This is a genomic window from Roseateles noduli, from assembly GCF_050626985.1.
GTDB lineage: Bacteria > Pseudomonadota > Gammaproteobacteria > Burkholderiales > Burkholderiaceae_C > Roseateles > Roseateles noduli_A.
On the sequence record NZ_CP192463.1, the window covers coordinates 4,799,897 to 4,821,535 of the forward strand.

Sequence of the window (21,639 nt, forward strand, 5' to 3'; positions counted from 1 at the left end):
CTTCTTTCAATCAACGAATGAACCACTTGAGATCGAAGTCATAAATCGGCGCACCCGGCCTTGCCATCCTGTCCCGGTAGGCGCGCAGGGCTGAAGCGTCATCGAGCGGTTTGAGCGGGTCCGGCGCAGCAAAGATCAGCGAAGGCAGTGCACCGACACTGCCGATGTAGTGAGGCGCAGGCGAGAGGGCGAAGACGTCATTGCGCTCGCACTCGTCGCATGTCGCGCCCGATCCCAGGTTGGAGGACGAGATGGCGACCAAATGTTCACGTCCGCTGGCGATGCATTGGCCCCCGCGGGCCAAGGATCGATCCGTCCAGGAATTCGGATTGGCGAGGAGGAAGATGTATGACCCGGATTTGTTGCGCAGGGAAACCTGCTGGCCAAAGCAACTCCCTTCGCCGGGAACGGATGAGCGAGTGCAGAAGGTAATGGTTTCGATGACTGCGTCACCGCACTCGGCCAATGTTTCCAATCGGTCCACAGCAGGCGGCGGCGCAGTTTGGGGCCAAGCCGTTGAAGCCCATATAGAAACTATTGCGAGCAATACCAGGAATCTCAACATCTTGGTAATAGCGGGCGCATCGACGCCTTGACGAACAATTGACATTGTTGTCACACTCCCTTGAGGCAAGACAGCAGTTGATTGACCGGTGGCTTGCTCCTTATTTATTTCTTGCGAGCAATCCGTAATCCGGATGACATGTAAATCATTCTAGGAGTGACGATCGCGAAATGGCTTGTTTCCGGCGGGTAAAGCAATGCTGTGCCGATCGATAGATGCACAAGTATTGACGTTCGACTAACAACGCTTGCAGAAAGCCTTCGACAAGCTTGCAGGCAGTCGAATCGAGCGCCACGGCTGAATGCACGCCATGCATCAGGTTCCTCTCCCAAAATGCTCGATGGCATTCAACGCCGCCATGAGGGCACCAAGTTCGACCGGATCTGCACAAGCCTCGCGGGGTGACGACGGACAAGAAAAAACCCGGGCAGAGCCCGGGTTTGTTCGATTCGAGGAAGGCGCTCAGCGCCTCCGCTCAATGCACGCCGTGCATCAGCTTCTTCATCACCGGGCTGAGCAGCATCAGCAGCACGCCGGCGCCCGCGGGAACGATGGTGAAGATGAGGAAGAAGGTGGACATCGAGTACGTCGACGAGATCGTGTCGATGTACGAGCCCGTCATGCCGGCGATCTTGTTGGCGATCGCCGCGTTGACGAACCAGACCCCGAACATCAGGCCCAGCAGGCGCGCCGGCGCCAGCTTGGAGATGTAGGACAGGCCGACCGGCGACAGGCACAGCTCGCCCATCGTGTGCAGCAGGTAGGCCAGCGTCAGGAAGATCATGCTGACCTGCGCCGTCTTCGCGCCCGCCGGGATGCCCGACGCGCCATACGACAGCGCAGCGAAGCCCAGGCCCAGCAGCACCAGGCCGACGCCGAACTTCACCGGACCGCTCGGGTTCCAGCGACGTTCCCACATCTTGCTGAACATCGGCGCCAGGATCACCAGGAAGAAGGAGTTCAGCACCCCGAACCAGGTGGCCGGAATCTCGGATTGCTCCATCTGGAACTCGCGGCCCAGCATCCACAGCGACAGGCCCCAGATCACCGCCAGCGCCAGCGCCAGCAGGGCGTTGGACAGCTTGTAGAGGCCCTCGGTGCTGCGGCCCAGCTTGACCAGCAGCCAGCTCAGGATCGCCACCGGGATCAGCGTCATCAGCGAGTTGACGATCTTGAAGATCAGCCCGCTCGTGCCCACCAGCGCGCGGTCGGTGTAGTCCGCCGCGAAGATGGTCATCGATCCGCCGGCCTGCTCGAAGGCGAACCAGAAGAAGATCGTGAAGAACGAGAACACGCCGATCGCGATCAGCCGGTCGCGCACGATGTGGGCGGGCGTGTCGTCCAGCGGCTCGCTCGCGTCCACCAGCGGCGCGTCCTTGCCAGGCGCACCGCCGATGTCGCCGAAGATGCCCTGCGCCAGCCAGAACTGCAGCGCGCCCAGGATCATGAAGACCGCCGCCAGGCCGAAGCCGTAGTGCCAGCCGATCTTCTCGCCGATGTAGCCGCACAGCGAGATGCCGAAGAACGCGCCCGCGTTCACGCCCATGTAGAACAGCGTGTAGCCGCCGTCGCGCTGGCCCTCGTTGTCCTTGTTGTAGAGCTGGCCGACGATCGCCGAGATGTTCGGCTTGAACAGGCCCGTGCCCAGGATCACCAGACCCAGACCGACGTAGAAGGTCGCCTTGGTGTCGAAGAACAGCGCGATGTGGCCCGCCGCGATGATGAAGCCGCCCAGCACCACCGAGCGCCGCGTGCCGAGGAACCGGTCCGCGATGTAGCCGCCGATGATCGGCGTCAGGTACACCAGCATCGTGTACGTGCCGTAGAGGCTCGTCGCCTCCTCGCGCGTCCAGCCCCAGCCGCCCTTGGCGGCCTCGGAGATCAGGTACAGCACGAGCAGCGCCCGCATGCCGTAGTAGGAGAACCGTTCCCACATTTCGGTGAAGAACAGGACGAACAGGCTGTTGGGCTGGCCGAGGATGGTCTGCCGCGCTCCGGGAGTTTGAATTGTGTTCAAACGACGCTCCGTGATCGATCGCTCGTGGATCGCTGAGGAATCAATGACCCGGCGTCCGGGTCACGGGAAACCGCGTTCCAGGGATCAGAACGCGTTTGCCGCTGGTCCAGGCCCCGGACCGATCCGATCCCTTGGGGCCCGCCAGCGGCAGGCGGCGCCATTGTCAGCCAAAGGTCAGCGGGAACCGGCCCGCCGGCATTAGGGCTCACCCTAGGTGCCGGGACCCTTCCCAAGGCGTCTCCGCACACGTCGCGGCAGCTTGAAACGCCGATCCGGCGGGGGCGTCCGCGCGACGCGTTCAGGAGGCGCTCGGGCGGCGCTCAGGGGACGTTCAGGGGCGCTCTTCGCGCAGCAGCCGCAGACCGTTCAGCACCACCAGCAGGCTCGCGCCCGCGTCGGCCAGCACCGCCAGCCACAACGAGCCGATGCCCGCCAGCGTCAGCGCCGCCACGATCGCCTTCAACCCCAGCGCGACGACGATGTTCTGCTTCAACACCGTCGCGACGCGCTCGGACAGGTCGATCAGCTCGGGCAGCCTGCGCAGGTCGTCCTGCATCAGCGCGATGTCGGCGGTCTCCAGCGCGGTCGCGCTGCCGGCGGCGCCCATCGCGATCGCGATGTCGGCTCGGGCCAGCGCCGGCGCGTCGTTGACGCCGTCGCCGATCATCGCGACCGGTCCCTGCTCGTCCGCGAGCGTCGCGATCGCCTCGAGCTTGTCCTGCGGCAGCAGCGGCGCGCGCACGGCGTCCTCCGGCATGCCGAGCCGGCCCGCCATCGCGACGGCGCTCGCACGCTGGTCGCCGCTGAGCATCGTCAGCGACAGGCCGCGCGCGCGCAGCGTCTTGAGCACCTCGGCGGCCTCGGGTCTCGGCGTGTCCGACAGCGCCAGCAAGGCCAGCGTCTGCGCGCCTCGCATCAGCCAGACCAGCGTGTGCCCCTGCGCCTGCAACGCGCGGGCCGCGTTGCGAGCCTCGTCGTCGACGGCGCCGCGCTGCTCGGCCAGACGTTCGTTGCCGAGCGCGAATTCGGCGCCGTCCAGTTGCGCGGTCAGGCCCAGGCCCGGCAGGTTCTGCAGGTGATCGACCGGCGCCAGCACAGTCCCCACGCGCTGCGCGTGCGCCGCGACGATCGCCTGTGCGAGCGGGTGCGTGCTGCCGGCATCGAGCCGCGCGGCCAGGTGCAGCGCCTGATCGGCGTTCACCGACGGGTACAGCGGCTGCACCGCCGCCAGTTGCGGCTTGCCCTCGGTCAGCGTGCCGGTCTTGTCGAAGGCCAGCGTCTTCAGCTGCCGGGCGCGCTCCAGGTAGAGCCCGCCCTTGATCAGGATGCCGCGCCGCGCCGCCGCGGCCAGACCGCTGACGACCGTCACCGGCGTGGAGATCACCAGCGCGCAGGGACACGCGATCACCAGCAGCACCAGGCCCTTGTAGATCCAGTCGCTCCAGGTCCCGAAGCCCAGCAGCGGCGGCAACACCGCCAGCGCGACGGCTACCAGCACCACCGCCGGCGTGTACACGCGGGCGAAGCGGTCGATGAAGGCCTGCGTCGGCGCGCGCTGCGACTGGGCCTGCTGCACGGCCGCGGCCATGCGGTCGAGCAGCGTGTGACCCTTGCCGGCGGTGACGGTCATTTCGAGCAAGCCATCGCCGTTGATGCTGCCGGCCAGCAGCGCATCGCCGGGTGCCTTGTCCACCGGCATCGCCTCGCCGGTCAGGGCCGCCTCGTTCAGGCTGGAGCGGCCCGTGAGCAGGCGCCCGTCGAGCGGCACGCGTTCGCCGGGAGGGACACGAACCCGCGCGCCGATCGCCACGTCGGCCGCGGGCACCGAGGTCCAGCGACCATCGGTGCCTTGCACCTGCGCGGTCTCCGGCGCGAGCTGCGTCAGCGCACGGATCGCGTCGCGAGCACGGGCCAGGCTCAGGCTCTCCATCATCTCGGACAGGCCGAACAGCCACACCACCATCGCCGCCTCGGGCCACTGGCCCAGCACGATCGCACCGATGACCGCGAGGCTCATCAGCAGGTGGATGTTGAGCGTCACGCTCTTCAGCGCGATCCAGCCCTTGCGCAAGGTCGGCAGACCGCCGAGCAGCATCGTCGCGACCGACAGCGCGATCACCAGCGGACCGGACTCGTCGAATCCGGAGAACGCCAGCGTCTCCGCCGCGATCGCGGCAACGCCGGCGATCGCCATGCGCCAGCGCAGGCTGGTCGAGATCGCCGGCGGCGGCACCGGCGGCGGGGCTTCGGCCTCGATGGGCTCGGCGCTCATGCCGGCCGCGCTGATCGCGGCGCGCAACGGCGCGTCGTCGGGCAGGCGGTGGTGCACGTCGAGCAGGCGGTTGATCAGGTCGAACTCCAGCGCGACCACGCCGTTCCTGCCTTGGAGTTGCTTGCGCAGCAGGCCTTCCTCGGTGGGGCAATCCATGCCGGCGATGAAGTAGCGCTGGCGTGTGGTGCCGGCCAGTTCCTCGGCGCTCGGAGCCTGGGACTTCGGCGCGGGCGCGGCGCACGACGAGCCATGCCCGTGGTCGTGGTCGTGGTCGTGGTCGTGGTCGTGGTCGTGACCATGTCCGCTCCCATGCCCGTGCCCGTGCGCATGGCCCGCGTGTCGATGCGCTTGCGTGGCGGCCGGCGCGACGGGTGGCGCTGTCGCGACGTCGGCGGCGTGACCGCAACATCCCCCGCAGGACGAAGCCGAAGACTCGGGCGCGGCGGGGCGGTGATCGTGTTCCTGATGTGCCATGGGGGTCGATTGGATAGTCTGTAGCCGCTCCAAGGTCAAGCGGCTATCCTGATCGACATGCGAATCGGCGAACTGAGCAAGTCCACCGGCGTGGACATCGAAACCATCCGCTTCTACGAGAAGAGCGGCCTGCTGCCGCCGCCGGCGCGGAGCGAGAACGGCTACCGCGATTACGCCCATGAACACCTGGAGCGGCTGGCCTTCATCCGGCACTGCCGGGCGCTGGACATGTCGCTGGCGGACGTCACGCTGCTGCTGAACAGCCTGGAGACCCGCGACCCGGAGGAGCTCGTCAAGGTCGACGTGCTGGTGGCGTCGCAGCTCGGCAAGGTCCGCGCCCGGCTGCAGAGCATGCGGGCGCTGGAGGCGCAGCTCGTCGCCCTGCAGAAGCGCTGCGACGCGGACCACGACCATCACGCCTGCGGGATCCTCGAAGAGCTCGTGTCGGCGGCGCATGGCGAGGCGTGCGCCTGCCATCCGGATGAGGCGCCGACAGCGCCGCGCAGCAGCGTCGCTCGTACCTGAGGCTCAGCCCGCCGACGGCAGCGCGGCCTGCACGAGCCGCTCCCGCAGCCGCGGTACCGCGAAGTCGATGAACGCCCGCAGCTTCAGCGGCAGCCGGCTCTGGCTGCGCGGCGCATACATCAGATGCACCGGCCGCGGCGCGGGCTCGAAGGGCTCCAGCACGAGTCGCAGCCGACCTGCCCGGACGTCCTCGTTCACCTGGTACGACAGCACCCGCGCCAGGCCCGCGCCGGCGCGCGCGGCATCGATGGCGGCGTCGATCGTCGTCACGCTCAGGCGCGATCGGAACGTCCCGGTGCGCACCGCGCCATCCTGCCGGAACGGCCACGCGCCGTCGCTGGAGAGGCTCCCGAAGGACACCACGCGATGGCGACGCAGGTCGTCCGGCGTCTGCGGCGCCCCGTGACTGGCCAGGTAGGCGGGCGAGGCGCAGAGGACGTGGCGGCACTCGCCGAGTCGCGTGGCGACCAGGCTGCTGTCCGGCAACTCGCCGATGCGCAAGGCGACGTCGATCTGGTCGTCGAGGAAATGCGTGACCCGGTCGGTGAACTTCAGCTCCACGGCGATTTCGGGAAAGGCATCCAGGAAGGCCATCACCGTCGGCAGCACGTGCAAGCGCCCGAACATCGTCGGCGCGGTCACGATCAGCTCGCCGCGCGGCTCGGTGTACTCGCCGGCGGCGGCGCGCTCGGCCTCGTCGAGCTGGTCGAGGATCGTCCGCGCCGCCTCCACGTAGGAGCGTCCCGCGTCGGTCAGGTCCAGGCCCTTGGCCGAGCGGATCAGCAGGGACGCGCGCAGGTGCTTCTCCAGGTCGGCGACCTTGCGGCTCACGGTCGCCAGCGGCAGCCCGAGCCGCTGACTCGCCTTCGACAGGCTGCCGGCGTCCACGGCGGCGATCAGCATCGCCATTGCGTCGATTCGATCCATGCGCACTCGCGACCGGGCGTGAGCGGCCAGGCCTTCCAATTTTCGGGAGGGTTGCTCTCGATCCTAGCGGCTTCCGCAGGAATCCGGGAATGCCGAGACTGCATCCCATGCCTTCCAAGGCGGGTCGCCGACCCGGGGAAGGCGCCAAGGACACCGCCATGAGCGCCATCAACACCGCCATCCACCACCGCACCGCGACCGTGCTCGGCCGCCAGGTGTTCTATCGCGAGGCCGGCGACCCGACCGCCCCGACCTTGCTGCTGCTGCACGGCCTGCCGACCAGCAGCCGGATGTTCAATCCGCTGATCCCGCTGCTGGCGGACCGCTTCCACGTGATCGCGCCGGACTACATCGGCTTCGGTCACTCGGACGCGCCCAAGCGCGAGGACTTCGCATACACCTTCGACCACTTGGCGGCCCATGTCGCCGGGCTCGTCGACGCACTCGAACTGAGCTCGTACACGCTCTACATGCAGGACTACGGCGGTCCGATCGGCTTCCGTCTCTTTCAGCAACGGCCCGAGCAGGTGAAGGGCTTCATCATCCAGAACGCCAACGCCTACCTGGACGGCGTGGGCGAGGAAGCCAAGTCGGTGTTCGGCCCGCTGTGGGCATCGCGCACGCCGGAGAGCGAGGCGCCCGCGCGCCAGCTCATCACCATGGCCGGCACGAAGTGGCACTGGCTGGTCGGCGCGAAGGACCCCGAATTGATCGATCCGGATCACTGGATCGTCGACCAGGCGCTGCTGGACCGGCCCGGCATGCAGGACGCCAACGTCGACCTGCTGGAGAACTACAAGACCAACGTCGCGCTCTATCCGGACTGGCAGGCCGCCTTCCGCCGCTACCGCCCGAAGACGCTGATCGTCTGGGGGAAGAACGATCCGATCTTCATCCCGCCCGGTGCCCGCGCCTACCTGAACGACCTGCCCGAGGCCAGGCTGGTCTGGCTGGACGGCGGCCACTTCGTGCTGGATGAGTTCGCCCCGCAGGTCGCAGCCGAGATCAAGGCGGTCTTCGGTTGAACCAGGGATGAACCAGGGGTGAGCCTGGGACGAGCCGGCGCCGCCGCTCAGCGCGGCATGGCCCGGGCGAATTCCTCCAGCCGTCGGCGGAGTTCGTCCCGGACCAGCCGCAGCGCGGGCGACAGCTGTGCCCGGCCCGGCACGATCAGGTGCAGCGGCGCCGGGTCACCGCGCCAGTGCGGATTGACGTGGACCAGCTGGCCGCTGGCCAGTTCCTGGGCCACGTCCGGCCACGACTTGTAGGCCAGCCCCAGGCCGGCCAGCGCCCAGCGCTTGACGACCTCGCCGTCGTCGGCGACGCGTCGTCCAGCCAGCGGCAGCCCCACCGGCTGACTGGCGATCTCGACGGGCCAGTGGGTCGGCACCTCGCCGGCGACGAGGTAGCGCAGCGCCTCGTGGCGCGGCATGTCCTCGGGCGACGCCGGCATGCCATTCAGCGCCAGGTAATGCGGCGCGGCGACCAGCACCCGGCGGCAGTCCGGCAGCAGCGGCAACGCGACCTGGGCACCGCTCGCCGGTTGACCGTAGCGGACGGCGGCATCGACGGGGCGCCGCAGCAGGTCCGTCAGCGGATCGCCGATCTGCAGTCGCAGCGTGAGCGCCGGATGGCGTTCCTGGAACTGTTCCAGCCACGGCAGCAGCACATGGCGGCCCAGGTCGGAGGGCACCGTCAGATGCAGCTCGCCGCTGAGCGCCTCGCGTCCCGCGAGCGCTTCATCCCGGCCATCGGTCAGCGCGCGCAACGCGGCACGCGCATGCGGCAGGTAGCGCTGGCCTTCGCCGGACAGGCGCAGGCTGCGGGTGCTGCGCACGAACAGCGGGAAGCCCAGCTCCTCCTCCAGGCGCTTGAGCGAGGCGCTGGCGGCGGCGGGCGACCAGTCCAGGGCCTTCGCCGCGGCCGTGAGGTTGCCGAGGTCGGCGATGCGCACCAGCAGTTCAAGGTCAGCAATCCGGGCCATTGTTCGATTTTCTTTGAAAAAGCTTCGTCCGCCAGGGCACTCAACCCCGAGCCCATCCATTCCAGACTGTCAACCATCAAACAGCCTGGAACACACATGGACACCCAGCCCGCCTCTGCCTCCGCCTCCTCCGCCTCCTCCGTCTTCACGGCGGACACCGTCAGCGTCGTCTTCGGTGGTACCGCCGGTATCGGTCGGGCCGTGGCGGACGCGCTCAACGCACGCCCGGGCCGCGTCGTCGTCACGGGTCGATCGACCGACCTGGACGTCGCCGATCCGGCGGCCGTGGAGGCCTTCCTCGCCGAGATCGGACCGGTGGACCCGGTCGCCGTCACCGGCGGCGTCATCGACATCGACGGCGGCGCTCTCATCCAGTGACCCCCGGCAACTCGCCCGAAACCTCCTCAAGGACCTCCATGACCGATCTCTTCACCCCGATCACCCTCGGCCCGCTGACGCTGCCCCACCGCGTCGTGATGGCGCCTATGACCCGCGCCCGGAGCACCCAGCCCGGCAACATTCCCAACACGCTGATGGCCGACTACTACGCGCAGCGCGCGAGTGCCGCGCTGATCGTCAGCGAGGCCGCGCAGATCTCGCAGCAAGGGCAGGGCTACAGCTTCACGCCGGGCATCCACAGCGACGACCAGGTCGCCGGCTGGCAGCTCGTCACCCGGGCGGTGCACCGCGCCGGCGGCCGCATGGTGCTGCAGCTGTGGCACGTCGGCCGGATGTCGCATCCGGTCTTCCATGACGGCGGCCTGCCGGTCGCACCGTCGGCGCTGTCGCCCGAGGCGCGCGTCTGGGTCGCCGGCGAGGACGGCATCGGCCGCATGGTCGACTGCCCGGTGCCGCGCGCGCTGTCGCGCGACGAGATCCGCACCGTCGTCGACGACTTCCGCCGCGCCGCCGCCAACGCGATGCGCGCGGGCTTCGACGGCGTGGAGATCCATGCCGCCAACGGCTACCTGATCGACCAGTTCCTGCGCACCACCTCCAACCACCGCGAGGACGAGTACGGCGGTCCCCGCGAGCACCGCCTGCGCTTCCTGCTGGAGGTGGTGGACGCCGTGGCCGCCGAGGTGGATCCGGCGCGCATCGGCGTGCGCATGGCGCCGTTCATCACCGCGCGCAACATGGACTGCCCCGACATCATCCCGACCATCCTGCAGGCCGCGCGCGAGCTGTCCCGCCGAGGCGTCGGCTACCTCCATCTGGCCGAGGCGGACTGGGACGACGCGCCGCAGGTGCCGGAGGACTTCCGCCGCGCGCTGCGCGAGACCTACGACGGCCGGATCATCGTCGCGGGTGGCTATGACGCTGCGCGCGCCCGGTCGCTGCTGGCCTCGGGTCTGGTGGACCTGGTCGCGTTCGGGCGCGCGTTCATCGCCAACCCGGACCTGCCGGCGCGGCTGCGGCAAGACCTGCCCCTCGCGGGCTTCGACGGCGAGTCCCTCTTCGGCGGCACCGCGGCCGGGTACAGCGACTATCCGGCGGCCACCGAGACCGCCGCGGCCGTCACGGCCGTCGCCGCCTGACCGGCCAGCCGCCTGTCCCCGGGCGCCGATCCGTGACGGAGTCGGCGCTTTCCCGCCCCACCGGGCGCGGGGGCTGCCGCGACCGTTCAGGTCGGAGCCCGAACGGACGATGTAGAGTCCGGGCCGCCCACGTTACAACTTCAAGACATGTCGACACGTGGCCGGCCTGCCCTCCGCTCCCCACGTCTGTCATGCGTGTCTGTTCACTGTCATCGGTCAAGAACCGGATCGTCCTCGGTCAGCCGCTCGCCTTCAGCGTGCGCGACACCGACAGGACGCTGCTGCTTGCGCGCGGGCAGGTGATCGCCGACGCGGCGCAACTCGACGCGCTGATGCGTCGCGGCGCGCTGGTCGACGCGAACGAACTCGCCGAGTCCGCGCGCCAGGCCACGCCCGCGCCGACGCGCTCCGCCGCCTACCTGCGCGACCGGCTGCCCGAGGAATGGGACCGCGGCATGCAGGATGTGCGCAACGCCCTCTCGGCCTCGCCCGATCGCATGGCCGGGGCGCTCGACGGCGCGACGGCGCTGATGCTGACCCTGATCGACAGCTCGCCCGAGGTCGCACTCTCACAGGTGGTACGACAGCCTGAATCCACCAGTGGGCACTACGGCGTTACGCATTCCTTGCATGCAGCCACCGCGTGCCACGCGGCGGCCCGCTATCTGGGCTGGGGTCCGGACGACCAGCGGCGCGCCTTCCAGGCCGCGCTGACGATGAACCTGGGCATGCTGGACCTGCAGGCGCGGCTGTCCAGCCAGGTCTCGCCGCTGACGTCGATGCAGCGCGAGGCGATCAATGAACATCCGATCCGCAGCGTCGAGATGCTGAGCGCCGCCGGCATCGACGATCCCGACTGGCTGGACGCCGTGCTGCAGCACCACGAGACGCCGGACGGACGCGGCTACCCGCACGGGATCAGCGACGTCGGCGAGCTGGCCGAGATGCTGCGCTACGCCGACATCTACACCGCACGCCTGAGCAGCCGGGCCAACCGGCCCGCGATGAGCGCCGCGCAGGCGGGCCGCGAGCTCCACCAGATGGCGGCGCAGAGTCCGCTGGCGGCGGCGCTGATCAAGTCCTTCGGCATCTTTCCGCCGGGCAGCCTGGTGCGGCTGGCCAGCGGCGAGGTGGGGCTGGTCGTGCGCAACGGCGACAAGGCGCACCGTCCGATGGTGTCGGCCTTGACCAACGCCAATGGCGAGCCGCGCCACACGCCGGTGCTGCGCGACAGCAGCCGCGAGGACCACGCCGTGGTCGCCCTGCTGCCCGCGAACGGCTCGCCGATCCGCCTCTCCGACGAGCGCATCGCCGCGCTGATCGCCGGCGCGTAGCGGCCACGAGGGGCGCCCTGCAAAGCCTTGCAGCCGGCCCACCTCGATCCATCACACCTGCAAGGATCCACCCCTCTTTCGGTAGAACTGGCCCCCTTCCCTCGCGCGCAGACTCCGCCGCTTTTGGACATGGGGGATGCATGTGGGTCAAGTCGTCGAACTGAAATCGGGGCGCTGGCGCGCGGTGATCGCGCCGGATCGCGGCGGACGGCTGCGCTGGCTGGGGGAGAGCGGGCCCGGCGGTCGCCAACCGTGGCTGCGCCCGCTGCTGATCGAGCGGGGCAGGCTGATCGGCGGAGGCGCCGTGAGACTGGCGCCTCCGTCCGACGTGCCCGAGGAAATGGCGACCCTGGTCCCGGACCCGGGCGCCTTCGATGAGCCCTGGCGCGTCACCCAGCAGGCGCCCGACGCGATGACGCTGATGCTGCATCCTCGCAGCCCGTCGCCGGGCACCTGGGGGTTGCAGGCGAGCCAGACATTCCGCCTGGACGAACACCGACTGGACTGGAGCCTGTCGGTGCGCAACCTGAGCCGCATGCCGATGCCGGCGCGCCTGGGGTGGCTGCTGAACTTCCCGGAAGACTTCGCCGACGCCGCGTGGCTGGACGACACGCTGGACGTGGTGAAGCTCTCCGGCCGCGATCACGCGGAGCGGCGCGACCCCTGGTGCGGCATCGCCTCGCTGAGCGGCGCCGGCGGGCGCATCGCGCTGCTGCGCGGCGAGCCGCCGCTGGACACCTTGAGCTTCGAGCGCCATGCGACGCGCAGTTCGGTCCAGCTCCGGCTGATGACGCCGGACACGCCGCGGCTGCAGCCGCTGCCGCGCGGCGAGGAGCTGACGCTGCGCGTGTCGATCGACCTGCTGGAGCCGCGCACGCCGCCGCTGCCGCGCGTGCCGCCGGACCATCCCGCCGGGTCGCTGATCCTCTGAGCGCCGATGGGCGAGAAGAGGTCCGCACGCGCGTCGGCCGGGCCCCCGAGGGGAAGGCGGCACCTATACTGCCGCGCGCTGCTCCTGCGGCTTCCCCCCATGCCGACGTTGCCCTCCCTCGCCGCCTTCCGGCCCTATCTGCGCGACGCCTTGCGCGACGATCTCGTCGCCGCCGTGGTGGTCAGCGTCCTCCTGATCCCGCAGAGTCTGGCCTACGCGATGCTCGCGGGGCTGCCGCCGCAGGTGGGCCTCTACGCGAGCCTGCTGCCGCCGTTGTTCTACGCGGCGCTGGGCTCCAGCCCCTTCCTCAACATCGGCCCGGTCGCGGTGCTGGCGCTGATGATCATGCAGACGCTGCAGCTGGCGCCCGCCGGCGTGAGCCCGAGCGAGGCCGCGCTGGTGCTGTCCGCCGAGGTCGGCCTGTTCCTCGGCGCGGCGGCGCTGCTGCGCCTGCACGCGCTGGCCGCGCTGCTGTCGGTGCCGGTGCTGCACGGATTCGAATCGGGCGCGACGATCGCCATCGCCGCCAGCCAACTGCCGGTGCTGATCGGCTCGACGGCGACCGGCGGCACGCTGCCGGAGCTGTGGCGCTCGCTGTCGGCCCACGGCTTCGACTGGCGCGGCGTCGCGGCGCTGTTCGGGGTCGTGTCGCTGCTGGCGCTGGTCGTGGTGCGGCGGTTGCCGAAGGGCTTCGTCTCCCGGATCGCGCCGCTGGCCGTACTGCTCATCGGCATCGGCGTCGCGTGGGGCTGGAATCCGCAGGGCCTGCCGCGCGTCGGCGAACTGCCGCCGCTGGCGCTGGTCTTCACGCCGCCGCGGCTGGATCCCGAGCTCTGGACCGCGATGCTGCCCGGCGCCGCGCTGATCGGCCTGCTCGGCTACGTGTCCAGCCTCGCGGTGGCGGAATCGCTGGCGCGCCGGGTCGGTCAACGCGTCGACGCGCGGCGCGAGCTGATGGGCCTGTCCGTCGCCAATCTGGCGGCGGCGATCTCGGGCGGCATGCCCGCCGCCGCGAGCTTCTCGCGCAGCGTGCTGATGAGCGACGCGGGCAGCCGCACGCGCATGACCGGCGTCTTCGTCGCCGCGATGATGGGCCTCGTGCTGCTGACCTTGTCGCCGCTGCTGGCCTGGGTGCCCAAGCCGGTGCTGGCGGCCAGCATCATGGTCGCGGTGCTGTCGGGCCTGAAATTCGGTCCCTATGCCGATGCCTGGCGCTACGACCGCGCCGAGGCCCTGCTCATGACGGCGGTGACGCTGCTGGTGATCTTCGTCGGCATCACCGCGGCCCTGGGCCTGGGCGTGGCGAGCGCGATCGCGCTGCTGCTGCAGCGCAGCGCCCGGCCGCACGTCGCGCTGATCGGACGCATTCCCGGCACCGAGCACTATCGCAACGTCGAGCGCTACCAGGTCGAGCTCGACCCGGAAGTCCTGGGCCTGCGCATCGACGAGAGCCTGCTGTTCCTCAACGGTCGCAGCCTGGCCGACGTGGTCCAGGCCCACCTCGACACGCACCCGACCACGCGGCGCGTGCTGCTGCAGATGTCGCCGGTCAACAGCATCGACTTCAGCGGCCTCAGCGCGCTGAAGGAACTGCACGAGACGCTCGAGCGCCAGGGCCGGCGACTCGACCTCAGCGAGGTCAAGGGGCCGGTGCTCGACCGGCTCAAGGCCAGCGGCTGGGAATCATGGTTCCGTGGGCGCTTGTACCTGTCGCATCACCTGGGGATGCGAGACGCTCCTTGATCACGTTGCCGACACGAGGACGCAATGACAGCGCTGGAACGTGCGTCCATGTTGATCGAATCGAGATGAGCTTGGTCCGTCAACCTCCGACGGGCACAACAGAATTCCTCGGATGCATTCGAGCTTCATTGCGTACATCGATGAATCCGGCGACGAAGGATTTCTCTTCAAGGAAGATGGCCGCGGCAGCTCGCGCTGGTTCGTGTTGTCGGCCGTTGTGTTTCGACGGATCAATGAGCGATCAGGCGTGGACGCATTGATGCGCGTGCGTCAGCGGCTCGGCCGAGAACGGTCGCACCCGTTCCATCTGTGCAAGATGGACCATCTTCCACGCCTGGTCTTGTTCCATGAGCTGGCGCAGCTGAGCTTCCGTACCGTGAGCGTGCTCAGCTACAAGCCCGACATCCTGGACATCGCTACCTACCAGTCCAACAAGTTCCTGCTCTATCGAGACCTGACTCGTCTGCTGGTCGAACGGGTTTCTTGGCTGTGTCGAGACCATGCGCGATCCGGCGAAGGGGACGGCACTGTGGAGCTGATCTTCTCGGATCGCGCAGCGATGTCTTACGAGGACATACGCGGACAAATGCGTCTGCTGCGCCAAGCCACCGATCCAAACTTGGAGGGACAGGTCCATTGGCCTGCCATCGACATCGATCGTCTACGCGCCGTGCAGCACAGCCAGTTGGCGGGGCTTCAGATTGCGGATGCCGTCGCGAGCAGCACGTTCTACGCCGTCAATCCAAGTCGTTTCGGGGTCACCGATCCAAGCTATCTCCACCTGCTACGACGGCACGTCTATCGCAACGGCCGGAGCTGGTTGGGCTACGGCATGAAGTTCCTGTCGGACTTCGAATCCCTGAAAAGCCGAATGCCGCACCTGGGTGCGGCATTCGAAAGTTGGTGACAGCCCCCAGCTTCGAGGATCCCACCCATTCAGGGCTGCCTCCTTGCGGAGACCTCTACAAGCGCTGCGCTTGACTGTCGGTGATCAGTGTAAGCGCGATGCCTGTTGGTTTGAAGGGGCGATCGATCAAACAGGGACGGCCCTCAATGCACCTCGTTCAGATGCCCATGCTTGCGCAGGTCGGGGATCAGGAAGCAGACGAGGAAGGCGAAGAAGCACATCACCGAGACGTAGACGTAGAACGCGCTCTCGATGTTCGCGGACTTGAGGCTCAGCGCGACGAACTCCGCCGAGCCGCCGAAGATCGCGTTGCCGATCGCATACGACAGGCCGACGCCCAGCGCGCGGATCTCCGGCGGGAACATCTCCGCCTTGATCAGCCCGCCGATCGAGGTGTACAGCGACACGATCGCCATCGCCAGGATGATCAGCCCGAAGGCCGCGTACGGGCTCTGCACGCCCTTGAGCGCCGACAGGATCGGCCACGTGCCCAGCGCGCCGAGGATGCCGAACCACAGCATCGACGTGCGCCGCCCGATGCGGTCCGACAACGCGCCGAACAACGGCTGCATGCACATGTAGACGAAGAGCGCCGCCGTCATCACGGTGCTCGCCACCTTCTTGTCCATGCCCACGCTCAGCACCAGGTACTTCTGCATGTAGGTCGTGTACGTGTAGAAGGCCAGCGACCCGCCCGCGGTGAAGCCCAGCACGATCAGGAACGAGCGCATGTGCTTGCTGAACAGCTCGCGCATCGAGCCGGATTCCTTGCGGTCGAGCTGCTCCGCCTTCGCGGTCTCGGCCAGCGAGCGGCGCAGGTAGAACGCGATCACCGCCGTCGCGGCGCCCGCCGCGAACGGGATGCGCCAGCCCCAGTCATGCATCTGCGTCTCGCTCAGCGTCTGCTCCAGGACCGCCACGACCAGCACCGCCAGCAGCTGGCCGCCGATCAGCGTCACGTACTGGAAGGACGCGTAGAACCCGCGCTGGCCGCGCAGCGCGACCTCGCTCATGTAGGTGGCGCTGGTGCCGTACTCGCCGCCCACCGACAGGCCCTGGAACAGCCGCGCCGCCAGCAGCAGCGCCGGCGCCAGGACGCCGATGGTCTCGTAGGTCGGCATGCAGGCGATGGCCAGCGAGCCGCCGCACATCATCAGCACCGAGATCATCATGGCCGTCTTGCGGCCCTTGCGGTCGGCAATCCGGCCGAACAGCCAGCCGCCGATCGGCCGCATCAGGAAACCCGCCGCGAACACGCCCGCCGTGTTGAGCAGCTGGACCGTCGGATCGCCCTTCGGGAAGAACGCGTGCGCGAAATAGATCGACGTGAACGCGTAGACGTAGAAGTCGAACCATTCGACCAGGTTGCCGGACGACGCGCCGACGATGGCGAAGATGCGATCGCGCTTCTCGTGCGCGGTGTAGTGCCCGGGGACACCGGACGCCGGCGACATCGCGCCGCCGGACAGGGGAGGGGTGTTGGCATTCATGCCGGCAGCCTACTCCCGCGATGGAAAACCCGCAGGCGCGGTTCGGACGAACCGAACGCCACGCGCACCGCGGATGGGCTAGGCCATTTCGGCCACCGCCAATCGCACGCCGAAGGCCAGGAACAGCGCGCCGATGCCGCGGTTGAGCCATCGCCCGAGCGCGCGCGCCCACCCCTGCCCACGTGCGCGGGCGCCCGCCACGGCGCTCGACCAGGCGAGCAGGTGGCACCACAGCATCCCGTTGACGTTGAAGACGGCGCCCAGGAACAGGAAGGCGACCGCCTTGCTCGGCGCGTCGGCCGAGATGAACTGCGGGACGAAGGCCAGGAAGAACAGCCCGACCTTGGGGTTCAGCACATTGGTGAGGAAGCCCTGCGCGAAGATCTTCCGCAGCGGTGCGGCGGGGGGCGGCGTCGGGACTTGTTCCTCGCGCCCGTCCTCCGCCCGGGCGTCGGCCGCGCGGCGCTTGAACAGCATGCCGGCGCCGAGGTACACGAGGTAGGCCGCGCCGAGCAGCTTCACCACGGTGAACGCCGCCGTCGAGGCCGACAGCAGCGCCGACAGGCCCAGCGCCGCGGCCAGGATGTGGACGCAGGTGCCGGCGCCGATGCCGAGCGCCGCCGCCGAGCCGGCGCGGAAACCCTGCGTGGCGCTGCGCGCCATGATCAGCAGCGAGTCCGGTCCCGGCGTCATGTTGAGCAGCAGGCCGGAGGCGATGAAGAGGCCGAGATCGTGGGTGCCGAGCATCGAATGCATCTCCTGAAAGGCCGCCATCATGCCCGCCCCCCGCTTGCGCAGACCGCGCGAGATTCGCGCAGTGATTGTTCCGATCTTTTCAACGGACTGTTGCGAAGGAATGGATTTAAGGGTGAACCCTTATCGTTCATAGTTCATCCCATCGACACACCGATACCGCTTCCGGGAATCTCCACCAGGCGACGGCTTGAAACCTCCGGGCAACTGACGGGTTTCAAACGAAACCGAATTGAATCCCTGGCGCAATCGACGGGTCGAATCATCCACCCCGTGCCCCTTCGCTGTTGCCCTGGGACCGAATCTGAAAGGAAAGATCATGAGCACCAAGAACATCCTGGCTTCCGTCCTGTTCGCTTCCGCCGCCCTGGTGGCCGGCAGCGCGATGGCCAACGACAACCCGCATACCCAGCCCGTCAACACCCCGAGCGCCGTGAGCCGCGCCGAAGTGCTGGCCGACCTGGAGATCTACCGCGAGTCCGGCCTGGCCGCCGTCGAGCAGTCGGAAACCTACGGCTACGACAACGCCCGCCGCGATGCCGCCCAGGCCAAGTACGCCCAACTGCGCAGCTCGCCGTACTACGCGACGCTGGTGAAGAAGTTCGGCGGCAGCGCCCCGGCCACTTCCGTCGCCGGCCGCTGATTCCCGTTCCTGATACCCGCCTGCAAGCAACCCCCTGAGAGAGAACTCGAACAATAGTTTGGTAGAGAGCATTTTTTGAGGTCAAGGGCTCCGGCCCTGGTCGGTGGCGGTTCTCCGCACTCCTCCCTCCTGTCCGTCACCGACCGCCTATACCCCCCTCGGATGAGCCACTACTCGCCGAGGGGGTTTTCTTTTGCTTAAGCACCAATTAAGTCTTCGCGCCCCCGATACCCCGTCCGATATTCAACGGGCAGGGACGACATATTCATCCGGCATTCGCCCGGATCGCCCCGGAACAACGCGTGACACGGGAATGCGGCGCGCAACGCGCACGACCGTGCGGAATCCCGGAGAATCGCCCCGCGGCCCCCCAGCAGTCCCCCTCTTCGGGCCGCCAGATCAAGGGCATCGGATGGACCGGATCGTGCAAATGCGGGCGTTCGCCCGGGTGGTGGAAACCGGCAGCTTCACCAAGGCGGCCGACTCGATGGATCTTCCCAAGGCCAGCCTGACGCGGCTGGTGCAGGCGCTGGAAGCGCGGCTGCGGGTCCAGCTGCTGACGCGCACCACCCGCAAGGTGACGGTCACGCAGGATGGCGCCGCCTATTACGAGCGGACGATGGCGCTCTTGAGCGAGCTCGAGGCCATCGACCAGGGGATGCTCCACGACCAGAGCAAGCCGCGCGGCCGCTTGCGTGTCGACGTGACGACGCTGACCGGATCGCGGGTGCTGATTCCCGCGCTCGGAGACTTCCACGAGCGCTATCCCGACATCCAGATCGCCCTGGGTGTCAGCGACCGCGCGATCGATCTGCTGGTCGACAACGTCGACTTCGTGCTGCGCGTCGGCGCGGTGCAGGACGCCGGCCTGGTCGCGCGTCGCGTCGGGCAGATCCAGTTCTGCACCTGCGCGTCGCCGGCGTACCTCGCCAAGCACGGCACGCCGGAGACGCCGGAGGACCTGGACCGGGAGCCCCACCAGGCCGTGGGCTACTTCTCGCCGCGGACCGGGCGCGTGTTCCCGTTCGTGTTCCATCGCGGCGACGAGCGCATCGAGGTCGAGGGCCGCCGCCGGCTCGACGTCAACGACAGCAACGCCTACGTGGCCGCCGGGCTGGCGGGACTGGGCGTCGTCCAGCTGGCGAAGTACGCGGTGCAGGAGGAGCTCGCCAGCGGCAAGCTCGTGCCGCTGTTCCCGGAGTGGCACCACAACGCGGTGCCGGTCCACCTGGTCTATTCGCCCAACCGCTACGTGTCGGCGCGGATGCGCGTGTTCATCGAGTGGGTGGCCGAGACGCTGGCGAAGAAGGGCCTCGGTCCCGATTGATCCGGTCAATGGGGTCGAGCGCTCAGACGGCGCCGGCCGGCGCGCCGCCGCGGCCGGCCAGCCACACGACGAGCAGCACCATCAGCAGCACCCACAGCACGACGATGGCCGCGCCGACCTTGAGGTTGCGCGGCAGCCGGCCGCGCTGCTCGGCGGCACGCAGACGCGCCCGGGCGATCACCTGCGGCGGCATCAGGCGCAGCACCAGCCAGAAGCCGAGCGGCACCAGGATCAGATCGTCGAGCAGGCCGAGCACCGGGATGAAATCCGGGATCAGGTCGATCGGGCTGAGCGCATAGGCGGCGACCGCGATCGCCACGAAGCGCGCCAGCCAGGGCGCCTCCGGATCGCGTGCCGCGTAGAAGACGGTGAGCAGCTCGCCCTTGAGCAGGGCGGCCCAGCGCTTGAGGGATCCGCGTTTCATCCGCCCATCATGCGCCAGCCGCTGGGGCGGCGCGTCAGTCCGCCCAGATGACTTTCCGGCGCTGGGCGATCCAGTTTTCCAGACGCGGACCGTAGACCTCGTCGACGCGATTGCGGCGCACCTTGAAGGTCGGCGTGATCAGGCCGTTGTCGACGGTCCACGGCGTCGCCGTGACGATCAGGCAGTCGAGCTGCTCATGCGGATCGAGGCGCGCGTTGACCTTCTCCAGATGCGCGGTCAATTCCTGCTCCAGCCCGGCGCGATCGCGCGCGGCGGCCTCCGGCGACAGCATCGCGATGCCCACCGGCTGCGCGAAGTTCGCGCCGGTCACCGCGCAGGCCTCGATGGCGGGGTTCGTCGACAGACGGTCCTCGATCGGCGCCGGCGACACGTACTTGCCCTTGCTCGTCTTGAACAGGTCCTTCACCCGGCCGGTGATGCGCACGCAGCCCGCGAGCGCCCCCTTGTCGGAGATCTCCGCTTTGTCGCCGGTCTTCAGCCAGCCGTCGGCGGTGAGCGTCTCGGCCGTCAGTTCGGGCTGCTTGTAGTAGCCCAGCATCAGCGCCTGGCTCTTCATCTGCAGCTCGCCGGTGATCGGATCCAGCCGCGTCTGCACGCCGTCATAGGCGGGGCCGACGCTGCCGATCTGGTCGCGGCCCGGCACGGTGATGTGCGACAGCGCCAGGTTCTCGGTCATGCCGTAGCCCTCGTTGATCGGCAGGCCCAGCGCGCGGTACCACTTCAGCAGCGCGACCGGCATCGGCGCGGCGCCGCCGGCGGCGAAGGTGCACTCGTTCAGGCCCAACGCCTTCAGGATCTTCCTGCGCACGAGGTTGCCGATGAAGGGCAGCTTCAGCAGGCGCTCCAGCTTCGGCTGCGGCACCTTGGCCTGCACGCCCTGCTGGAACTTGGTCCACAGCCGCGGCACGGAGAAGAACACCGTCGGCCGGGCGCGCTGCAGGTCCGCGGCGAAGGTGTCCAGGCTCTCGGCGAAATAGATCGTCATGCCGGTGTGGAGCCAGCCGTGCTCGACCAGCGCGCGTTCCACGACGTGCGCCAGCGGCAGGTAGGACAGCATGCGATCGCGTTCGCTCAGCGGGATGCGCTTGAGCCCCGTGGCGATGGCCCACGCGAAGTTGCCGAACGAATGCATCACCCCCTTGGGCGCGCCGGTCGTGCCGGACGTGTAGATGATGGTGGCCAGGTCGTCGGCGGCGCGGAGGGGCTTGCCCTTGAGCGGCTGCGTCTCGGCGCAGATCGCGTCCCAGTGGTCGTAGGTGTCCTGGGCGTCGTCGGGGGAGACCGGATAGGAGATGCAGGTCAGGCCCAGCGGCACGCCGGGGCGCATCCCTTCCCAGCCGTCGAGCTTGCCGACGAACAGCAGCTTGGCCTCGCTGTGGCTGAGGATCTGATGGATGGTGTCGGGAGCGAGCGTGGGATACAGCGGCACGCTGACGTAGCCGGCCATCCAGATCGCGAGGTCGCTCATCAGCCACCACGCGCAGTTCTTGGACAGGATGGCGACGCGGGCGCCGGGTTCCCAACCCTGTTCGAGGCCGAGCGTCTTCAGATGCGCGGCCATGCGGCGCGCCTGATCGGCGACCTCTTTCCAGGTGAAGTCCTTGACGATGCCGCCGCCCATCGGCTGGCGCAGCGTGACCCGGTCCGGCGTGTCCAGCTCCCAGGCATAGAGGCGTTGCAGCGCCAGGGAGTCGGCAGGCAGGCGGGTCGTCGTGGACATCGTTGGTCTCCTTGTTGTGGTGTTGAATCGTGACGGAATCAACG

The 21,639-nt window shown here is 68.6% G+C and carries 19 protein-coding genes; 10 read left to right on the forward strand and 9 right to left on the reverse strand.

Annotated elements, in window-relative coordinates; translation table 11 throughout:
• Window positions 1-10: 10 nt before the first annotated feature.
• The 3 genes from ACQ4L4_RS20775 to ACQ4L4_RS20785 form a co-directional block, all read right to left on the reverse strand.
• On the reverse strand, window positions 11-610 hold the full coding sequence (locus tag ACQ4L4_RS20775) for a hypothetical protein (RefSeq protein WP_431100768.1): 600 nt from the start codon (window positions 608-610) through the stop codon (window positions 11-13).
• Window positions 611-1,040: 430 nt separating this feature from the next.
• Window positions 1,041-2,582 carry a peptide MFS transporter gene (locus tag ACQ4L4_RS20780; protein ID WP_431100769.1) on the reverse strand — a complete coding sequence of 514 codons (1,542 nt, stop codon included), beginning with the start codon at window positions 2,580-2,582 and terminating at the stop codon, window positions 1,041-1,043.
• A gap of 331 nt (window positions 2,583-2,913) precedes the next feature.
• Window positions 2,914-5,328 (reverse strand): heavy metal translocating P-type ATPase, encoded by a 2,415-nt coding sequence (locus ACQ4L4_RS20785; RefSeq protein WP_431100770.1) that lies wholly within the window; start codon window positions 5,326-5,328, stop codon window positions 2,914-2,916.
• 57 nt (window positions 5,329-5,385) lie between these two features.
• On the opposite strand from ACQ4L4_RS20785, the gene ACQ4L4_RS20790 reads away from it, so the two are divergent.
• Window positions 5,386-5,853, forward strand: a complete 468-nt coding sequence (locus ACQ4L4_RS20790; protein ID WP_431100771.1) for a Cd(II)/Pb(II)-responsive transcriptional regulator — start codon at window positions 5,386-5,388, stop codon at window positions 5,851-5,853.
• A 3-nt stretch (window positions 5,854-5,856) separates the two neighbouring features.
• On the opposite strand, the gene ACQ4L4_RS20795 is transcribed toward ACQ4L4_RS20790, so the two are convergent.
• Window positions 5,857-6,780, reverse strand: a complete 924-nt coding sequence (locus tag ACQ4L4_RS20795) for a LysR family transcriptional regulator (RefSeq protein ID WP_431100772.1) — start codon at window positions 6,778-6,780, stop codon at window positions 5,857-5,859.
• A 158-nt stretch (window positions 6,781-6,938) separates the two neighbouring features.
• Between ACQ4L4_RS20795 and ACQ4L4_RS20800 the strand changes: the two genes are divergently transcribed.
• Window positions 6,939-7,805 carry an alpha/beta fold hydrolase gene (locus tag ACQ4L4_RS20800; RefSeq protein WP_431100773.1) on the forward strand — a complete coding sequence of 289 codons (867 nt, stop codon included), beginning with the start codon at window positions 6,939-6,941 and terminating at the stop codon, window positions 7,803-7,805.
• A gap of 47 nt (window positions 7,806-7,852) precedes the next feature.
• Here ACQ4L4_RS20800 and ACQ4L4_RS20805 read toward each other — a convergent pair whose 3' ends face one another.
• On the reverse strand, window positions 7,853-8,764 hold the full coding sequence (locus ACQ4L4_RS20805) for a LysR family transcriptional regulator (RefSeq protein ID WP_431100774.1): 912 nt from the start codon (window positions 8,762-8,764) through the stop codon (window positions 7,853-7,855).
• Window positions 8,765-8,860: 96 nt separating this feature from the next.
• Between ACQ4L4_RS20805 and ACQ4L4_RS20810 the strand changes: the two genes are divergently transcribed.
• The 6 genes from ACQ4L4_RS20810 to ACQ4L4_RS20835 all read left to right on the forward strand — a co-directional run bounded on the left by ACQ4L4_RS20810 (window position 8,861) and on the right by ACQ4L4_RS20835 (window position 15,217).
• Window positions 8,861-9,142: a hypothetical protein gene (locus ACQ4L4_RS20810; RefSeq protein WP_431100775.1), complete on the forward strand. Its 282-nt coding sequence runs from the start codon at window positions 8,861-8,863 to the stop codon at window positions 9,140-9,142.
• Between the two features lie 38 nt (window positions 9,143-9,180).
• Window positions 9,181-10,302 (forward strand): alkene reductase, encoded by a 1,122-nt coding sequence (locus tag ACQ4L4_RS20815; RefSeq protein WP_431100776.1) that lies wholly within the window; start codon window positions 9,181-9,183, stop codon window positions 10,300-10,302.
• Between the two features lie 191 nt (window positions 10,303-10,493).
• Window positions 10,494-11,636 (forward strand): HD-GYP domain-containing protein, encoded by a 1,143-nt coding sequence (locus ACQ4L4_RS20820; protein ID WP_431100777.1) that lies wholly within the window; start codon window positions 10,494-10,496, stop codon window positions 11,634-11,636.
• A gap of 136 nt (window positions 11,637-11,772) precedes the next feature.
• Entirely contained in the window at window positions 11,773-12,567 is a 795-nt protein-coding gene (locus ACQ4L4_RS20825; protein WP_431100778.1) for a hypothetical protein, read from the forward strand.
• A 99-nt stretch (window positions 12,568-12,666) separates the two neighbouring features.
• Window positions 12,667-14,310, forward strand: a complete 1,644-nt coding sequence (locus tag ACQ4L4_RS20830) for a SulP family inorganic anion transporter (RefSeq protein WP_431100779.1) — start codon at window positions 12,667-12,669, stop codon at window positions 14,308-14,310.
• A gap of 112 nt (window positions 14,311-14,422) precedes the next feature.
• On the forward strand, window positions 14,423-15,217 hold the full coding sequence (locus ACQ4L4_RS20835) for a DUF3800 domain-containing protein (protein WP_431100780.1): 795 nt from the start codon (window positions 14,423-14,425) through the stop codon (window positions 15,215-15,217).
• Between the two features lie 143 nt (window positions 15,218-15,360).
• On the opposite strand, the gene ACQ4L4_RS20840 is transcribed toward ACQ4L4_RS20835, so the two are convergent.
• A complete protein-coding gene (locus ACQ4L4_RS20840; protein WP_431100781.1) occupies window positions 15,361-16,707 on the reverse strand; it encodes an MFS family transporter in 1,347 nt (448 codons plus the stop codon).
• A gap of 78 nt (window positions 16,708-16,785) precedes the next feature.
• Window positions 16,786-17,454, reverse strand: a complete 669-nt coding sequence (locus ACQ4L4_RS20845; RefSeq protein WP_431100782.1) for a LysE family translocator — start codon at window positions 17,452-17,454, stop codon at window positions 16,786-16,788.
• A 325-nt stretch (window positions 17,455-17,779) separates the two neighbouring features.
• Between ACQ4L4_RS20845 and ACQ4L4_RS20850 the strand changes: the two genes are divergently transcribed.
• Together ACQ4L4_RS20850 and ACQ4L4_RS20855 are read left to right on the forward strand one after the other, a co-directional pair.
• Complete coding sequence (locus tag ACQ4L4_RS20850; protein WP_377159100.1) at window positions 17,780-18,103, forward strand: DUF4148 domain-containing protein; 324 nt, start codon at window positions 17,780-17,782, stop codon at window positions 18,101-18,103.
• Between the two features lie 430 nt (window positions 18,104-18,533).
• Window positions 18,534-19,430, forward strand: coding sequence for a LysR family transcriptional regulator (locus ACQ4L4_RS20855; protein ID WP_431100783.1), 897 nt, complete (start codon window positions 18,534-18,536; stop codon window positions 19,428-19,430).
• A gap of 22 nt (window positions 19,431-19,452) precedes the next feature.
• Here the strand turns inward: ACQ4L4_RS20855 and ACQ4L4_RS20860 are convergent, their stop codons facing one another.
• Together ACQ4L4_RS20860 and ACQ4L4_RS20865 are read right to left on the reverse strand one after the other, a co-directional pair.
• Window positions 19,453-19,854, reverse strand: a complete 402-nt coding sequence (locus ACQ4L4_RS20860; RefSeq protein WP_377159098.1) for a YkvA family protein — start codon at window positions 19,852-19,854, stop codon at window positions 19,453-19,455.
• A gap of 34 nt (window positions 19,855-19,888) precedes the next feature.
• Window positions 19,889-21,595: an AMP-binding protein gene (locus ACQ4L4_RS20865; RefSeq protein WP_431100784.1), complete on the reverse strand. Its 1,707-nt coding sequence runs from the start codon at window positions 21,593-21,595 to the stop codon at window positions 19,889-19,891.
• Window positions 21,596-21,639: the final 44 nt, after the last annotated feature.

What these genes read in the sequence shown, in the direction of transcription:
- ACQ4L4_RS20790 (WP_431100771.1), top strand. Translation starts at nt 5,386, where the DNA reads ATGCGAATCGGCGAACTGAGCAAGTCCACCGGCGTGGACATCGAAACC.
- ACQ4L4_RS20835 (WP_431100780.1), top strand. Translation starts at nt 14,423, where the DNA reads ATGCATTCGAGCTTCATTGCGTACATCGATGAATCCGGCGACGAAGGA.
- ACQ4L4_RS20840 (WP_431100781.1), bottom strand. Translation starts at nt 16,707, where the DNA reads ATGAATGCCAACACCCCTCCCCTGTCCGGCGGCGCGATGTCGCCGGCG.
- ACQ4L4_RS20865 (WP_431100784.1), bottom strand. Translation starts at nt 21,595, where the DNA reads ATGTCCACGACGACCCGCCTGCCTGCCGACTCCCTGGCGCTGCAACGC.
- ACQ4L4_RS20810 (WP_431100775.1), top strand. Translation starts at nt 8,861, where the DNA reads ATGGACACCCAGCCCGCCTCTGCCTCCGCCTCCTCCGCCTCCTCCGTC.
- ACQ4L4_RS20800 (WP_431100773.1), top strand. Translation starts at nt 6,939, where the DNA reads ATGAGCGCCATCAACACCGCCATCCACCACCGCACCGCGACCGTGCTC.
- ACQ4L4_RS20845 (WP_431100782.1), bottom strand. Translation starts at nt 17,454, where the DNA reads ATGCTCGGCACCCACGATCTCGGCCTCTTCATCGCCTCCGGCCTGCTG.
- ACQ4L4_RS20830 (WP_431100779.1), top strand. Translation starts at nt 12,667, where the DNA reads ATGCCGACGTTGCCCTCCCTCGCCGCCTTCCGGCCCTATCTGCGCGAC.
- ACQ4L4_RS20785 (WP_431100770.1), bottom strand. Translation starts at nt 5,328, where the DNA reads ATGGCACATCAGGAACACGATCACCGCCCCGCCGCGCCCGAGTCTTCG.
- ACQ4L4_RS20850 (WP_377159100.1), top strand. Translation starts at nt 17,780, where the DNA reads ATGAGCACCAAGAACATCCTGGCTTCCGTCCTGTTCGCTTCCGCCGCC.
- ACQ4L4_RS20775 (WP_431100768.1), bottom strand. Translation starts at nt 610, where the DNA reads ATGTCAATTGTTCGTCAAGGCGTCGATGCGCCCGCTATTACCAAGATG.
- ACQ4L4_RS20805 (WP_431100774.1), bottom strand. Translation starts at nt 8,764, where the DNA reads ATGGCCCGGATTGCTGACCTTGAACTGCTGGTGCGCATCGCCGACCTC.
- ACQ4L4_RS20815 (WP_431100776.1), top strand. Translation starts at nt 9,181, where the DNA reads ATGACCGATCTCTTCACCCCGATCACCCTCGGCCCGCTGACGCTGCCC.
- ACQ4L4_RS20825 (WP_431100778.1), top strand. Translation starts at nt 11,773, where the DNA reads ATGCATGTGGGTCAAGTCGTCGAACTGAAATCGGGGCGCTGGCGCGCG.
- ACQ4L4_RS20860 (WP_377159098.1), bottom strand. Translation starts at nt 19,854, where the DNA reads ATGAAACGCGGATCCCTCAAGCGCTGGGCCGCCCTGCTCAAGGGCGAG.
- ACQ4L4_RS20795 (WP_431100772.1), bottom strand. Translation starts at nt 6,780, where the DNA reads ATGGATCGAATCGACGCAATGGCGATGCTGATCGCCGCCGTGGACGCC.
- ACQ4L4_RS20820 (WP_431100777.1), top strand. Translation starts at nt 10,494, where the DNA reads ATGCGTGTCTGTTCACTGTCATCGGTCAAGAACCGGATCGTCCTCGGT.
- ACQ4L4_RS20855 (WP_431100783.1), top strand. Translation starts at nt 18,534, where the DNA reads ATGCGGGCGTTCGCCCGGGTGGTGGAAACCGGCAGCTTCACCAAGGCG.